Origin of the sequence: Mycobacterium sp. E3305, from assembly GCF_001666785.1 — a bacterium.
Classification (GTDB): domain Bacteria; phylum Actinomycetota; class Actinomycetes; order Mycobacteriales; family Mycobacteriaceae; genus Mycobacterium.
This window is the reverse complement of sequence record NZ_LZJA01000028.1, coordinates 1-14981: the sequence shown is the minus strand read 5'-3', so window position 1 is coordinate 14981 and position 14981 is coordinate 1. Positions and strand designations below refer to the sequence as shown.

Annotated in this window: 14 protein-coding genes and 1 pseudogene; 7 read left to right on the top strand and 8 right to left on the bottom strand. The window is 65.6% G+C overall.

Annotated features, from left to right (window positions below; translation table 11 throughout):
• Window positions 1–37: 37 nt before the first annotated feature.
• Entirely contained in the window at window positions 38–1123 is a 1086-nt protein-coding gene (locus A5701_RS03000; protein ID WP_067748548.1) for a dihydrodipicolinate reductase, read from the bottom strand.
• Between the two features lie 126 nt (window positions 1124–1249).
• Between A5701_RS03000 and A5701_RS02995 the strand changes: the two genes are divergently transcribed.
• On the top strand, window positions 1250–2158 hold the full coding sequence (locus A5701_RS02995; protein WP_067748543.1) for an enoyl-CoA hydratase: 909 nt from the start codon (window positions 1250–1252) through the stop codon (window positions 2156–2158).
• Window positions 2159–2193: 35 nt separating this feature from the next.
• The gene (locus A5701_RS02990) at window positions 2194–2610 is read left to right on the top strand and encodes a PaaI family thioesterase (protein ID WP_067748358.1); all 417 of its coding nucleotides are present in this window, start codon (window positions 2194–2196) and stop codon (window positions 2608–2610) included.
• Here the strand turns inward: A5701_RS02990 and A5701_RS02985 are convergent.
• The gene (locus A5701_RS02985) at window positions 2589–3608 is read right to left on the bottom strand and encodes an acyl-CoA dehydrogenase family protein (protein WP_067748356.1); all 1020 of its coding nucleotides are present in this window, start codon (window positions 3606–3608) and stop codon (window positions 2589–2591) included. The two genes, A5701_RS02990 and A5701_RS02985, sit on opposite strands and share 22 nt — an antisense overlap.
• A 107-nt stretch (window positions 3609–3715) precedes the next feature.
• Here A5701_RS02985 and A5701_RS02980 point away from each other — a divergent pair, with 107 nt between their 5' ends.
• Complete coding sequence (locus tag A5701_RS02980) at window positions 3716–4888, top strand: acyl-CoA dehydrogenase family protein (protein ID WP_067748354.1); 1173 nt, start codon at window positions 3716–3718, stop codon at window positions 4886–4888.
• Here A5701_RS02980 and A5701_RS02975 read toward each other — a convergent pair.
• Window positions 4877–5668, bottom strand: coding sequence for a TetR/AcrR family transcriptional regulator (locus tag A5701_RS02975; protein WP_067748352.1), 792 nt, complete (start codon window positions 5666–5668; stop codon window positions 4877–4879). The two genes, A5701_RS02980 and A5701_RS02975, sit on opposite strands and share 12 nt — an antisense overlap.
• A 320-nt stretch (window positions 5669–5988) precedes the next feature.
• On the opposite strand from A5701_RS02975, the gene A5701_RS02970 reads away from it, so the two are divergent.
• On the top strand, window positions 5989–7176 hold the full coding sequence (locus A5701_RS02970) for an amidohydrolase family protein (protein WP_067748350.1): 1188 nt from the start codon (window positions 5989–5991) through the stop codon (window positions 7174–7176).
• A 33-nt stretch (window positions 7177–7209) separates the two neighbouring features.
• On the opposite strand, the gene A5701_RS02965 is transcribed toward A5701_RS02970, so the two are convergent.
• From A5701_RS02965 to A5701_RS29255, 4 genes and pseudogenes are all read right to left on the bottom strand, one after another.
• Window positions 7210–8034, bottom strand: coding sequence for an enoyl-CoA hydratase/isomerase family protein (locus A5701_RS02965; RefSeq protein WP_067748348.1), 825 nt, complete (start codon window positions 8032–8034; stop codon window positions 7210–7212).
• A complete protein-coding gene (locus A5701_RS02960) occupies window positions 8031–9116 on the bottom strand; it encodes a hydroxyacid dehydrogenase (protein ID WP_067748346.1) in 1086 nt (361 codons plus the stop codon). Before A5701_RS02960 ends, A5701_RS02965 begins: the two co-directional genes overlap by 4 nt.
• On the bottom strand, window positions 9113–10231 hold the full coding sequence (locus A5701_RS02955) for a TauD/TfdA family dioxygenase (protein WP_067748541.1): 1119 nt from the start codon (window positions 10229–10231) through the stop codon (window positions 9113–9115). Before A5701_RS02955 ends, A5701_RS02960 begins: the two co-directional genes overlap by 4 nt.
• Window positions 10232–10263: 32 nt before the next feature.
• Window positions 10264–11105, bottom strand: a pseudogene (locus A5701_RS29255) (HpcH/HpaI aldolase/citrate lyase family protein).
• 52 nt (window positions 11106–11157) lie between these two features.
• Here A5701_RS29255 and A5701_RS02940 point away from each other — a divergent pair.
• Both A5701_RS02940 and A5701_RS02935 read left to right on the top strand, forming a co-directional pair.
• Window positions 11158–12303 carry an acetyl-CoA acetyltransferase gene (locus tag A5701_RS02940; protein ID WP_067748342.1) on the top strand — a complete coding sequence of 382 codons (1146 nt, stop codon included), beginning with the start codon at window positions 11158–11160 and terminating at the stop codon, window positions 12301–12303.
• Complete coding sequence (locus A5701_RS02935; RefSeq protein ID WP_067748340.1) at window positions 12303–12707, top strand: Zn-ribbon domain-containing OB-fold protein; 405 nt, start codon at window positions 12303–12305, stop codon at window positions 12705–12707. The genes A5701_RS02940 and A5701_RS02935 overlap by 1 nt, the downstream gene beginning before the upstream one ends.
• Before the next feature lie 17 nt (window positions 12708–12724).
• Here the strand turns inward: A5701_RS02935 and A5701_RS02930 are convergent, their stop codons facing one another.
• Window positions 12725–14245, bottom strand: coding sequence for a class I adenylate-forming enzyme family protein (locus A5701_RS02930; protein WP_082969664.1), 1521 nt, complete (start codon window positions 14243–14245; stop codon window positions 12725–12727).
• A 109-nt stretch (window positions 14246–14354) separates the two neighbouring features.
• Here A5701_RS02930 and A5701_RS02925 point away from each other — a divergent pair.
• A partial coding sequence (locus tag A5701_RS02925) for an SDR family NAD(P)-dependent oxidoreductase (protein ID WP_067748537.1) occupies window positions 14355–14981 on the top strand: 627 nt, incomplete at its 3' end.

Sequence of the window (14981 nt, the reverse complement as noted above, 5' to 3'; positions counted from 1 at the left end):
CACACGTCGGCCGACGTCCGGGCGATGCGCTGTTCGCTCACGGCTTCCCCTTCGCGGGCAGCACGCCCCGCCAGGTTCCGCCGCGGGCCGGGCCGGTCACCAGAGGCAGGTCGAGGGTCGACAGCAACCCGGGCGGCGCGGCCATCACGGCGGGGATGGCGTTCAGCTCGCGCATGACGGTCGCGTAGGTCAGGCCGCGCATGTTATTTCCGCGGCCATGCATCTCGATGTCGACGGTGTAGGTCGGCATGCCGTCGATGATGACCCGGTAACCCCCGTGGGGTGACGGGTGCCGCGGCCAGTCCGGTGCCGCTTCCTCTCCCATGCGGGTGACGTGTTCGAGCGTGACGCGCTCCTCGCCGCCCACCATTCCGGCCAGCTTGAATCGCATGCCTCCTACCGTGCCAGGCTCGATCCATCCCGATGCGACCTCGTATCGGGTTGTCGCCAACCATTTCTCGATGGTGGTGTCGACGCGATCGAGCGGCAGGCCAACACCGTCGGCAACGAGATGCACGATGGGTGCCCACAACGCAGCCAGGCGCTCGGTGTCGAACAGCGGCGCCGGATGGTCGGGGGGGCAGCCAAAACCCATGAAGTCGAACATGATGTCGGGTTGTCTGATGGGCCCATAGTCCAAAATCTCGAGCATGGTGATGCCGTCGACGCGGCTGCTGAAGCCCGTCATGGTCAGCGCGATCACGTCGTTGGCCCACCCGGGGTCGACACCGCTGTTGAAGAAGCTGGTGCCGCCTTCGGCGCACGCCTCCTCGAGCAGGCCGACGGTTTCCCTGTCCGCCGCGGGTGGGTAACACATCGGCACCAGTGAGGTGCACACCACATCCTTACCCGACCGCAGGCAGCGCGCTATGTCCTGCGCCGCCTCGCGGTAGCGATAGTCGCCCGAAGCGAAATAGGCCACCACGTCCGCGTCCGTCGTCAGGGCGGCATCGACATCCCGCGTGGCGATGACGCCGGTCGCCGGCATTCCACATAGGTCACCCGCATCCTTGCCGTCCTTGGCTTCGGCGTGGACGACCACGGCGGCCAACTCCAGACCCGGGTGCGCGATGAGGGCGCGCAGCGCGCCGACACCGACCTGGCCCGGACCCCAAAGAATCACCCGCGGCCTGCGTTGGCCCTCCGCCATGGGCACCCCTTCCGGCCGAGTTCGGCCACCGCGTGAGAACATATCTTCTCATATAGAGATAACACCATTACCGGACGGGATGAGGAAGCAGGGCCGATGGTGAACGATTACGAATTCTTGAAGTGGGAGACCTTCGACGACGGCATGATCATTCGCATTTCGCTGAATCGCCCCGAACAGCGCAATGCCCAGAATCGCGGCATGCTGGTCGAACTCGACGACGCGTTTGCGCGGGCGGAGGCCGACGACGACGTCCGCGTGGTCATCCTCGCCGGCGAGGGCCCGATGTTCTCGTCAGGTCACGATATCGGTTCCAAGCAGGCGCGCGCGGAATTCAGTCCGGGGCCGGGCCAGCACCCCACGGTGACGATCAACGGCGGGACCCGCGACGGCGCCGAGAGAACCATGCTGCAGGAATGGCACTACTTCTTTCAGAACAACCTTCGGTGGCGAAACCTCCGCAAGATCACCATCGCACAGGTGCATGGGGATGTGTTCTCAGCGGGACTGATGCTGATCTGGGCGTGTGACCTGATCGTCGGAAGCGAAGAGGTGCGCTTCGCCGATGTGGTCGGTACGCGGTTGGGCATGTGCGGCATGGAGTACTTCGGCCATCCGTGGGAGTTCGGGCCGCGGCGCACCAAAGAGCTCATGCTGACCGGCGACGCGATCGGAATCGAAGAGGCCTACCGGATCGGGATGGTCAGCAAGATCTTCAAGCGCGAAGAGCTGCCCGAGCGCACACTCGAGCTGGCAAGGCGCATCACCCAGGTCCCCACGATGGCGGCGTTGCTGATCAAGGAATCGGTAAACCAGTCCGTTGACAACATGGGCTTTTTCAACGCGCTGCAGTCGTGTTTCTCGTTGCATCAACTGAATCACTCACACTGGGCGCAGATCCGCGAGGACAAGGTTCCGACCGCCGGGGAGGCCCAGGGGGTACCGGACTGGCGAACCGCTCCCCCGGTTGTGCTGGCGGCCAAGGACCAGGTCCGGTCCGACGCGTGAGCGCCACGTCGTCCCGCCAGCCTGCGCCCCAACCGATGGGGGTGACCATCCCCGGTCACCTGTTCGGCCAGCTGCCCTTCTACGACGTGGTCGATACCGACGAGTCGGTCGTCGTCGACCTGCACAACCGCCCGGACCTGGTGAACTACCGCGGCGCGTTGCAGGGCGGGTTGGTCGCCACGCTCATCGATGTGGCCGGCGGGCGACTCGCCGTCAAGCACGCGGGTGAGGGTAGCGGGGCGGGCACCGCGGACATGTCCATCCATTTCCTGGCACCGATTGTCGAGGGCCCCGCGCGCGCGAGTGCCACGCTGCTCCGCGCGGGAAAGAGGATGATCGTGGTCGGTGTCGACGTATTCGACGTGGGTCGAGACCGGCTCGCGGCACGGGCGACGTTGAGCTTCGCGATCCTTGCTCCCCGGGGCCCCACTCAGCCCGCGACCGCGCCGTAACGCGCATCGGCGACGCGGTCCAATGCGGTCGCGGGATCGCCGATGACCATTGCCCAGCCGCGGACCCGGCGGTAGTACAACTGGATGTCACCCTCCATACCGAACCCGTATCCGCCGTGGATGTGGAGGCTGCGTCGCGTCGCGTCGCGCGCCGTCTCGTACCCGAATGCGAAGGCCATGCCGGCCAGTTCGCGAACGCGATCGGGCTCGTCGGCGAAGGCGCATGCCGCCTTGAGCCCGAGCAACCTGGCCCCGTCGGCGGCGGTGGCGCTGTCGGCCAGCGGGTGAGATACGGCTTGGAAGGAACCGATTGCGGTGCCGAAGGCGTGGCGTTGTCTGGCGTATTCGACGCCGATCTCGACGGCCCTCTTGGCAGCGCCCGCCAATGCGACGGCGGTCATGGTCAGCCACAGGTCGAGCGCCCGTGAGAACAGCTCGCGCGCCGCGGACCTGTCGGCGAGCACAACGGCGTTTGAGCCAATCGTGATGTCAGCCAGGGGCATTGACGCGAGGTTTCCCACCGCTTTCCGGTTATCCCCGACCGGCACCGCCAGCAACCGTTCCTCCGAGAGGGCGATGACGTAGTCTGCCACCGCCCCTGCCGGGACCAGTTCCAACCGCCCATCGCGTGCGGGACGGGGCGCGAGTGTGGCCAGTCGCTCGCCCGCGAGGACCTCGCTCAGCAGCCCGGCGCCGGTATGGCCGGCCTCAGCCAGCGCGCGGGCGGCGACTTGCGCTTCGATGAGGGGCGCGGATGCGAGTGCCCGGCCGTATTGTTCGGCGATCAGCGCGAGTTCCAGTTCCGAGGCACCCCATCCTCCAGCGGCCTCACCGACTGCCATCTCAACCGCACCCGTCTCAAGCAGCGCCTTCCACAGTTTGGCGTCGAAGCCCGACGGCTCGGCCGCCCGGATGCGCTCGGAGGTCGACTCACGGGTGAACAGCGCGGCGAACGAATCGACCAGCTGCCGCTGTTCACTCGTCAAGCTCAGGTCCACGACCGTACGTCCCTCACACAAGCGGATATGGTTACTCTCAGATTTGAGATTAGCATTATCACACGCACCGTCCTTGACTGCGTGCGACGACAGATTGGCCCATGCATATGCATTTTCACCTCGATGCCGACACGGCAAGCTTCCGCGACGGCGTCCGCAACCACCTTCAAAACGTGTTGAGCCCCGAGTTCGAGGAGCGCATCTACCGCAGCGGCGTCGCCCACGACGACGAGTTCGCCAAAGGTCTCGTCGACAAGGGGTATTTCGCCCCGGGCTGGCCCGTCGAGTTCGGCGGACAGAACCGCGATGCATGGGACGAGCAGATCCTCAAAGAGGAGCTCATGCGTTGTGACGCGCCGGTATATCTTTCCGAAACTACGCGGATGGTGGCCTCGATCATCCGCGAGATCGGCACTCCCGAGTTGAAGGATCGCATTCTGGCCGGGGCCCTCAACGGCGACATCACCATCGCGCTGGGCTTCACCGAGCCCGAATGCGGGTCGGATGTCGCGGCGGCCGCCACCAAGGCGGTCCGCGACGGATCTGGCGAAGATGCGGATTGGGTGATCAACGGCTCAAAGATGTTCACCACCAACGGTCACATCGCCGACTTCATATTCCTGCTCGCACGCACGAGCCCCGACAAGCCCAAGCACCAAGGTCTGACAATGTTTCTCGTGCCTTGCGCCTCGGATGGCTTTGAGGCACAGGCGGTCTGGACTCTCTCCGGAGAACGGACCAACATCACGTTCTACAGCGACGTCCGCGTCGGGGACGAGTGGCGGATCGGCGAAGTCGACGCTGGCTGGGAGGTGCTGGGGCTTTCGCTGCGCTACGAGCACGCATCGGGGTGGGGCCCGCACCTGATCCGACTGCTGGATCATGCCGAACACTGGGCCACCAGCACCCGATCCGATGATGGCGCACCGCCCATCGCCAAGTCCGACGTCCGGCGCCGGCTCGCCCGAGTCGCCATGGAGACCGAGGTGTCGATGCTGCTGCAGCGACGATGCGTATGGATGCACGAACAGGGCGAGATACCGGTGGCCGAGGGCCCGATGTCCAAGCTGTTCAGCACCGAGGCGCTCGAACGCGCCAGCCAAGATGTGGTCGAATTGGTCGGCGCCGACGGCTTGCGCAGCTATCTCGAGCCGACCGCCCCAGAGCATGGGCGGTTCGAACACTCCCTACGGTTCTCGCTGGGCACCACGATCTACGCGGGCACCAGCGAGATTCAGCGAACGATCATCGCGCAGCGAGGTCTCGGCCTACCCCGTTAACTTTTTGCCCCGGCGCGCCGCGGTGGTGCGCGGCGCCGCCTTGCGTGCGGGCCGGGCCTTGGCGCCGTCGACGGGCGGCGTGACGGCCTGTTTGCACCATGCCCACAACTGGTCCTCCGTCAGCTTGGGGTCCTTGCCGCCACCCAGGTGGAAGACGCCAATCTGCGCGAGCGCGGTGAGGGTGGTGTTCAGCAGCGTGGTCAGCTGGGCGGGGGTCATGTCCGTGCGCACCAGCCCGGCCCGGGCGCACGACGTGATGATCTTCGTCAGCAGCTTCTGGTGGGGTTCCCACACCTTGGCAAAGTCATCCGGCCGCTCGATCTCCAGGCTGAGGTTGTAGATCGTCATGACCCGGCCACCGACCGCTTCCGAAGATTCCGCGCGGGACAGGACGCCCCTGCAGAACGCCTCGAGTTGCTCCATCGGGCCGTCGGCCGCGGCGACCTCCTGCCGGATGTCCTCCGTGAATTGACTGGTGACGTTCTCGTAGAGCGCCAACAGAAGTTCTTCCTTGCCCGCGAAGTGTTGGTAGAACGCTCGCAAGCTCAGGTTCGACCGGTCGATGAGCGTCTGGATCGTGAAGTCGGCCTTACCGGACTCCTCCACCAACTCCAGGGCGGTGGCCAGAAACCGCGAACTGCGGGCGAGGGCGCGCGCCCGCGCGGTGCTCAGGCGCCGCTCGATCGTGCGTTGCTGCCAGGTGCCGGGCACCTCGACGTCGTTGTCAACAAGTTCCAAGCCGGTTTCGATCGGGCGGCCGGCGGGCTTCTTCGTAGGCATAGTGCGAACAAGAATACTCGCCCGCACGCGAAAATGTGCGTCCTACCTACCCGGGTATGTTGATTGCCGCTTTGCGTGATTGACGGTTTCCATCCTCCGTCGGGTTTTGTCGACGCGCGTGCCGCCCTGCCGGAGAAGGCTTTCCGGGCACGGCCGCGATGGCGCCCTACCAGGCGCGCGACACCGCGGGGTGTTCCTGGCCAGCCAAGCGTCCCCGCGTACCTCGGATCGAATCGCATGCGGTACCGTGGAAACGGTCATTCTCTCTACGAATCAGTGCGCCGCGAATTGAAGCCGCGGGCCGTCGAAGGAGTGCAGCGTTGAGTGCAGACATTCTGATCGTCTCGCCGGATGACCACCTGGTGGAACCGGCCGATCTGTGGACAAGCAGGCTGCCGGAGCGCTACCGCGACATCGGGCCGCGAATCGTTCGCACCAAGGGGCGCATGGACCCGAGCGTCACGTCCGATGTCGCATTCGTCGAGGATCCCGACGGCCGTGACGCGGATATCTGGCACTACGAGGATGCGGTCATCCCGATCCCCCTCATCAGTGCCGCCGCCGGCTACGACCTCGACGAGCTCAGCACCGACCCGATCACCTACGACGAGATGCGTCCGGGCTGCTTTCGCCCGGCGGACCGGCTCGCGGACATGGACATCGCAGGCATCGAGGCCTCGGCCTGCTTCCCCAACACGCTGGTCCGCTTCTGCGGCCAACGTTTTCTCTACGGCAAGGACAAGGAACTCGCCAGACTTTGCGTCGAGGCCTACAACGACTTTCAGATCGACGAATGGGGGGGTAGCTCGAACGGGCGGCTGATCCCGCTGGGGATCATTCCGCTGTGGGACGTCGAACTCGCCGCCAAGGAGGTCGAACGGGTTGCCGCCAAGGGAATGCGCGCGGTGTGCTTCTCCGAGCTACCCAGCCGTCTCGACCTGCCCTCCATCCACAGCGGCTACTGGGACCCCTTCTTCGCGTCCTGTGAGCGCAACCAAGTGGGCATCATGTTGCACATCGGGTCGAGTTCCTCACTCACCAAGTCCTCGCCCGACTCTCCGCACGTGGTTACCAGCGCGCTCATGGCGGTCAACTGCACGATCGCGTTGGTCGACTGGCTGTTCTCCGCCAAGCTCGTTCAATTTCCGGACCTCAAGATCGCATTCGCCGAGGCGCAGGCCGGCTGGATTCCCTACTACCTGCAGCGTGTCGACGAGGTCTGGGAGGACCGTCGGGCCTGGGGCGGCATTCATCCCCTGTTGACCGAACCGCCCAGCAATCAGGTGCCGGGGCGCGTCTACTTCTCCACCTTCGGCGACCCGGTCGCCTTCCGCATCCTCGATCTCGTCGGCCCCGACCAGCTGATGTTCGAGACCGACTACCCGCACAACGACACCAACTGGCCGAGGAGCCTGGAGGTCGCCAATAAGGCGACGGAGGGCCTGGACGAGGAGACAAAGCGGAAGGTGTTGTCCACCAACGCCAAAACGTTCTTCGGCATGGTGTGAACAACTGGCTCCGGGGATTTCGGATCGCGGGTACTACAACGCCTTCCAGTCGGGTTTGCGCTTTTCGAGGAAGGCTCGCGGCCCCTCGACGGCGTCCTTGGTCAGCGCGACTTTCATCCGATAGTTCTCGGCGAGCAGTTCGGCCTCATAGATGGGCAGCGTGAGACCCTTGCGCACGGCCATCCGCGAACCTCGTACCGCCAGTGGCGCATTTGAATTGACGATTCCGGCGATCTCCCACGCCCGGTCCACCAATGAGTCGTGCGCCACCACCTCGGTGAAGATACCCAGGTCGTAGGCCCGTTGGGCGTCGAGTCGTTCGTGCTTGCCCATCAAGATCAACCGCATCGCGACGGGCAGCGGCAGAATCCGGGCAAGCCGCACCCCTTCGCGCCCGGACGTCACGCCGATGCTGACATGCGGATCCATCAACGTCGCGTGCTCCGACGCGACGGTGATATCCGCGGTCGTCACGAGATCCAGTCCCGCTCCGCAGGCGATGCCGTTGACGGCGCAGATGATCGGCTTGGTCATCTGCAGCCACGGCGGCGTAGCCTCTTGGGGCGCGTCCCACTGGCGCATCGAGCTGAGGATGGGCTCGCCCTGGTTGTCGATTCCGGCCGCGTTGTCCATGTCGTGGTCGGCCGCCTTGTTGACGTCCGCGCCTACGCACAGGGCGCGTCCGGCGCCCGTAATGATGACCGTCCAGATCTGTTGGGAACGTTCGATTTCCGAGTATGCGATCGACAGTTCGGCGATCATCTCGTCGTTGATCGCGTTGAGGACCTCGGGGCGGTTGAGGGTCACGCAAGCGGTGTGATCCCGCACCTCGACGTCGATCGTTTTGTACTGACTCATCTGATCCGACCCCCGCTCTCCAAAACGCCTGTGGCGCTGGGACGAAATCCGAATGCGTCTTGAAATCGGTCGCAGAAGCGGGGCCAGACATCGGGATTCAGTAGCCGTGGTGGCACACCGCCGCCGAAGATCGTCTGCCACTGCGTGGCCGTGGCAACGGCGATATCGCGCGTGGCCTCGACCGTGATACCCGCGGTGTGGGGCGTCGCCACCACATTGGCAAGCTGCAGCAACGGATTTTCCTGGCGCGGTGGTTCCTCATGGAACACATCCAACCCCGCCCCGGCGATTCCTCCGGTGCGGAGCGCTTCGAGGAGCGCGGTTTCGTCATGGACGGGTCCGCGCGCTGTGGTGATGAAGAACGCTGTCGGCTTCATCGCCGCGAACTGCCGACTGCCGATCAATCCCTCGGTCTCACTGGTCAACGGACAGGTCACCTGGACGAAGTCCGAGCGCTCGAGCAGTTCGGCAAGCGCGACGGCTCGCACCCCGCGTGCTCGCGCGCTCGCCTCGTCGAGGTAAGGGTCGAAAACGAGGACCTCCATATCGAACGGCGCGCACAGTTCAACCAGGCGCCCACCGATCGCCCCGAGCCCGATGACACCCAGCGTCTTGCCCATCAACTGATTGCCCCGCAGGACCATTCGATCGCTGAGGGAACCGGCTCGCAGCATCCGGTCTCCCGCGGTGATCTTCTTGGCCAGGTCGAGCATAAAGCCCAGCGCGTGCTCGGCGACCGCCTCCGCGCCCGGCCCGGAGTTGTTGCACACCGCGATTCCGGCGCGTGTGCACGCGTCCACGTCGATGACGTCGTACCCCGCGCCCGCCGAGCACACGGCGAGAAGCTTGTGACACCGTCGCAGCAAATCCGGCCCGGCCAGCCACTGCGCACCGCCGGCGTAGCCGGCCACGTCCGTGCGGGTGGCGACCTGGTATCCGTGTGCGGATTCCAAGATGGCCCAGCTGTCCGTGTCGGCCGCGGTCAAGTCGAGCTTGACCAGGTCGACGTCGGCATTTTCGAGGATCTCGCCGGCCACGGGATCCGTCCACCGCTCGTAAACCAGACGCGGACGAACGCTCACGTGTTCTTGACTTTGGGTTTCGCCTGCGCCGCCTTGAACATTTCGGCCAGTTCGGTGTTGACGTTCTTGTAGTCGTTGCGGGCGATGGCGCCGTCGCGGCCCTCGACTACGTCGTATCCGAGGCGCAGGTCCTTGTTCTCCATGTGGAAGTACTCACGGCCGATCGGCAGTCGGCGGTCTTCGCGCGGCACTTCCATCCACGCCCGCAGGAAGCAGCGCGCCTTCTTCGGATCATTGCTGCTGACGAAGTCGGACCGCGAATGGCACATCGCGAAGTTGTTGGCCACCGCGGCCTCGCCGGATTCCAGTCGGAATTCGACTTGCTGCTCGACCAGGATGTTGCGCAGTAGATCCACCGCCTCGACCTCTTGTGGCGTGAACTCACGGCCCAGGGCGTGCATCGCGGGCAGGATGCTGCTGTAGGTGAAGTTGATGCAGATTCGTCCGTCGATTTGGGAGAAGACGGGCACGTCATAGGGCGTCACGTCGGGTTGGTCGTCGGGCTGCTCGCTGCGGCGATGATGCGGGAACCCCCGGTAGAGCACTTCGAGCAGATCCGGCCGTTCCGCCAGAACCCGGTTGTGCGCAGCAGGCCCGCTGGCGAACTGGCTCTCCCCACCCTGCGCCGCGGGATACACACACAGCAGCGACAGGATGTCGGCGGCGTCGTTGTGCATCGCCAGCTCAGCCCGGGATTTGGTGCCCCGGGCGGGTTGTACGCCACCCGGCAGGATCTCCTCCTGCACGCGCACCATCCGGTGACCGAAGGAGTTGTTCGACACGAGATACCCGAGGTGCGTGCAGAACGCCCAGTAAATTCGTTCGAGTTCCTCGATCGAGTGCTGTTCGACCGGAAAGCCGCGCACGCAGGCCAAGCCTTTGCCGAACATTAGTTCCCGGTAGAGCCGGGCCAGATCGTCGTCGAGATCCGGGTGCCGTGCGTCCTCGGGCGTGATGTCGTCTCGGTCCTTGTTCGCCGTCTTGGCCAGGATCGATTCCAAAGCCGCTACGTTGCGGGCCGATAAGTCGAACGCGAAGTCCTCCTTGCTCGTGAAGTCGGCCCCGGTCCACGCCATCGTGTCGGTGACGGGTTCGGTATAGATGGCTGTCGGCATCCGGTCCTCCTGAATGGGTTGGCTCACTGCGGCTATTGGTCGTCGTTCGTGCAAATCGGTTCGCGCGGTGACTCGCTCAGCCCGCGGAGCGCTTGCGCGCGCGTGGTGGCCGCCTCCGTCATCATCCCAATGTCGGTCCCCGCCGAGATGAACCGCAAACCCATCCCCACGAAACGACTGAGCAGTTCGAGGGACTTTATTCCGGCCACCACGCGCGCGCAAGCGCTCCGCGGGCTGAGCGAGTCACCGCGCGAACCGATTTGCACGAACGACGACCAATAGCCGCAGTGAGCCAACCCATTCAGGAGGACCGGATGCCGACAGCCATCTATACCGAACCCGTCACCGACGCGATGGACTCGCAAGCTTCGACCGCCTGCGGAGTCTCGATCATCACGGCCACGACGGTGCGCCGTTCGAGCACCTCGACCAATTGTGTCGCCGGACGCTGCCCGAATCCGCTGACAGCGTTGGGACCCGATATCGATCGATGGCCGAGCGGGGGAAACCGCGCGGCGTGAACCACCGCCTCCGCCTCGCTCTTCGAATTCACATGCGGGACAATCACTCCCACTGCCCCGCCATCCAGCACACGGGCAATGACGCTGGCGTCGTGCGACGGCACCCGCACCAGACCGGATATCCCCGCCCCGAGCGCGCTCATGCAGAGCATCTGTGCGGTTTCCAATGACGTGGATGTGTGTTCGAGATCGACATAAACGGCGTCGTACCCGCAGGCCGCCGCAACCGCGGGAACATCAGGGGTGCGTGAGTTGAGCAGAGCCAGGCACAGCACCAGGGGGTGTCCTCGCAAGGCGTCCCGCAGCGCCGTCGTCATAGGCTCACGGTAGCCGACCGAGAATGCGGTTTCCATCTTTCTGCGAACTGTCGTTATCGAGCGGGCGGCGGTGTGATAACCATGAGCTATGCCGCCGAATCGCGTCGCTATCGTGGGCGCAGCCCTTTCCGACTGCGGTCGAGTTCCCGATAAGACCGCCATGGCGCTGATGGCGCAGTCCTCGCGGCGCGCGGTCGTCGATGCGGGCCTGACGAAGGACGACGTCGACGGTTTCGGCGCTCATGGGACGTTGCTTCCGCCGGTCGAGGTCGGCGAGTACCTCGGTCTGCGCCCCGACTGGGTCGACGCGACCAACGTCGGAGGATCCTCGTGGGAAGTCATGGCCGGTCACGCCGCGGCAGCGATCGCGGCGGGGCAGATCGAGGTCGCCTTGTTGACGTACGGATCGACCGCGCGCTCGGACGTCAAGCGCCGGGTGCGACCGTCCGCCGCCGCCATGGGCACCGGAGGCGTCCTGCAGTACGAGACGCCGTACGGCGCGACGTTGATCGCCAAGTACGCCATGGCGGCCAGGCGACACATGATCGAATTCGGCACGACCGTCGACCAGCTGGCGGAAGTCGCCGTCGCCGCCCACGAGTGGGCGGCCATGAACGAGAACGCATTTGAGCGCGACCGCATCACAGTGGCCGACGTGGCGAGCGCACCGATGCTGGCCGACCCGTTCACCTCCAAGCATGTGTGCCTGCGCACCGACGGTGGTGGCGCCGTCGTGCTGGCCAGCGAGCGGGTGGCCAAGGATTGCGCGAAAGAGCCGATCTGGATTCTAGGGTCGGCCGACGCGACATCCCACGTCAGCATGAGCCAATGGCCCGATTTCACGACCTCGGCCGCCGCCCGCTCGGGCCCGCGAGCCTTCGCGCAGGCGGGCGTCGGCCCGGGTGACATCGACGTGTGCCAGCTCTACGACTCCTTCACGTCCACCGTGCTGCTGACCGTGGAAGATCTGGGCTTTTGCGCCAAGGGCGAAGGGGGACCGTACATCGAATCCGGTGCGCTGCGCCCGGGCGGGGCGCTGCCGACCAACACCGACGGAGGCGGGCTGGCCTCCTGCCATCCCGGTATGCGAGGGATGTTCCTCATGGTCGAGGCGGTGCGGCAGTTGCGAGGCGAATGCGGGCGGCGCCAGGTCGGCGGGGCCCGGTTGGCCTGTGTGCACGCCATGGGCGGGTTCTTCACCCACAGCGCCACGATGATTCTCGGGAGGCAGTAGTGACGGCACCCGATCGGCCCACGATCGACACCGACGGACAGGCCTGGTGGGCGGCCGCGCAGGACCGCAGATTGACGGTCAACCGATGCCGGTCCTGCGGTCGGGCCTCGTTGTACCCACGGCCGTTCTGCCCGCACTGTTGGTGCGAGGACGTCGAATTGGCGCCGGCCACCGGACGCGCGCGGCTGTACACCTGGAGCGTCATCCACCAGAACGCCGCGCCCTTCGACGCCCATGTTCCGTACGTACTGGCAATGGTGGACCTCGAAGAGGGGCCACGGCTGATGACCGTCGTCGAGGATTGCGCCATCGAAGACCTGCGCGCAGACATGGATCTGATGGTTGCCTTCCGCGAAGACGGCGATGGATTCGTCGTACCGGTATTCCGCCCGGCACGCGCCTAAGCTTCGCCGGCTGCCCGTTATCCCGCAGTCGCGAGACGGTCGGCGAGCAAACGGCGCCGCCCGACCGACCCTTCGTCAAGCTTCGCGCGGTCGATCTTGCCGTTGGCGTTGATTGGAAGCGGCTCGTCCCACAGCACGAGTTCTTCCGGCAGTTTGTATTTCGGCATCCCCTCGGATACGAGAGCGACGGCGACCTCGGCCAGAGTGATATCGACGTCGGGTTCGAGCACAATTGCCATGGCCAGCCGCTCTCCGGTGGTGTCGTCGGCGACCGCATAGGCCGCACACTCGCGGACCCCGGCGATCCGAGAAACGGCCTCCTGCACCTCGGCCGCCGGGATCTTCAGCCCGTTGCGAATCACGATGTCCTTGATGCGGCCGACGATCCGCACCCGGTCGCCGACGATGTCCGCCACATCGCCGGTGCGGAACCAGTCGCCGTCGAACGCCATCTTGTCGTCCTCGGCGTCGGTGTATCCGAGGAACGTGTGCGGCCCCCTGATGCAGCATTCGGCGGATTCGGCCGCGGATCCGACGCGCACTTCGACATCGTCGAGCGCCACTCCGTCGTCGGCATGGCGCACCGCCCGCGACTCGCCCCGCAGACCGGAGGTGCTTACCGGTGCCTCCGAGGACCCATACGCACGCATGACGACGATGCCGAATTCGTCTTCGACGCGTTCGACGATCCGCCGGTCCAGCGTCGTGCCGCCGAGATAAACCGCCCGCAGCGGGACGACGGCGTCGCGCGCCACGGCCTCATCGAGTATCCGGTCGAGCAGCCGGTCCGGACCGCCGTACCACGTCGCACCCGAGGTGACCAGCAGATCGCACGTCGCCGACGGGTTCCAACGGTCCTCGAGAATCACCGGTATTGCGAGCATCGGTCCGATGAACAGCGCTTGCAAGACACCGGTGACCGACGCCAGCGGGCTGATCAGAAAAATCCGGTCTTCTGAACCCAGGCCCGCCGCCGCAATGTAGTTCGCCGACGCTTTGGCCAATGTGCTGAGCGAGTGGATCACGCCCTTTGGCCGAGACGTCGTACCCGAGGTGTAGAGCACGAAGGATGGTTCGTCGGCCGGCCGCGCCGGGCGCGGCGGATCGCTGGCCAAGCGCTCACCGGCACCGAGTTCGATCCAACGGCACAGCCCGGATAATTCCGGCTCGGAGACCGCCGTCCAGTTCGGCGCCGCGCCGAGCCGCGCCCGGGTGCGGGTGAGAATGTCGGCGACGTGTTTGGCCCCGGCACTACGCGGCACGAGCAGCACCATCGCATCCGCCCGCAACGCCGCGTGGATCGCGACCACCGAGTCAACGTCGTTGCCGACCACCAAGACGATCGCGCTGCCCGGCACGACACCGGCGTCTGCCATGGCCACGGCGGCCGAATCGATGCGCTCGTCCAGCTCGCCGTAGGTGAGTTCGGCGCCTCGGTCCACCACCGCTGGACGGCCGGGATGCCGGGCGGCTGCGGAGCGCACCATGTCGAACGGTTCCCCGGTCCACAGGCCGGCGGCGCGGTACCGGGGCCGCAGCGCCTCGGCGCGCCGACGCGCATGCGGCAGCAGTTCAGTCGGGCCGCCCATGGATGTCCCCTCCAATGCAAATTACTGCTCTCGATTGAGTAAATGTAACCTCTCACCTATGCAGTCAATGACTTTCGATAACCAGGTGGCCATCGTCACCGGCGCCGGTGGCGGGCTTGGCCGCTGTCACGCCCTCGAGCTCGCACGGCGCGGTGCCCGCGTCGTGGTCAACGACCTGGGCAGCGCCGTGGACGGCAGCGGCGCGTCGACGTCGGCGGCCCAGGCCGTGGTCGACGAGATCACAGCCGCGGGCGGCACCGCGGTCGCCAACGGGGACTCGGTGGCCACCGAGGACGGCGGCGCCGCGATCGTGGCAACGGCCATGGACGCCTTCGGCCGGGTCGATATTCTGGTGAACAACGCGGGGATTCTGCGCGACGCGGCTTTCAAGAACATGACCGCCGAGCAGGTTGATGCGGTCATATCGGTACACCTCGCCGGCGCATTCAACGTGACGCGGGCCGTGTGGCCGATCATGCGGGCACAGAATTACGGACGGATCGTTCAGACCACTTCCGGCACCGGACTTTTCGGGAACTTCGGTCAAGCCAACTACGGCGCGGCCAAGATGGGCCTCATCGGCATGATGCACGTTCTCGCCATCGAAGGTGCCCGCAACGGCATCGCCATCAACGCTATCGCCCCCATCGCACGGACGCGGATGACCGAGAACATCATGGGGGAA

Bases quoted from the DNA above. Each gene is read 5' to 3' on its own strand.
- A5701_RS02990 (WP_067748358.1), top strand. From the start codon at position 2,194: ATGGGGGTGACCATCCCCGGTCACCTGTTCGGCCAGCTGCCCTTCTAC.
- A5701_RS02980 (WP_067748354.1), top strand. From the start codon at position 3,716: ATGCATTTTCACCTCGATGCCGACACGGCAAGCTTCCGCGACGGCGTC.
- A5701_RS02975 (WP_067748352.1), bottom strand. From the start codon at position 5,668: ATGCCTACGAAGAAGCCCGCCGGCCGCCCGATCGAAACCGGCTTGGAA.
- A5701_RS02965 (WP_067748348.1), bottom strand. From the start codon at position 8,034: ATGAGTCAGTACAAAACGATCGACGTCGAGGTGCGGGATCACACCGCT.
- A5701_RS02955 (WP_067748541.1), bottom strand. From the start codon at position 10,231: ATGCCGACAGCCATCTATACCGAACCCGTCACCGACACGATGGCGTGG.
- A5701_RS02940 (WP_067748342.1), top strand. From the start codon at position 11,158: ATGCCGCCGAATCGCGTCGCTATCGTGGGCGCAGCCCTTTCCGACTGC.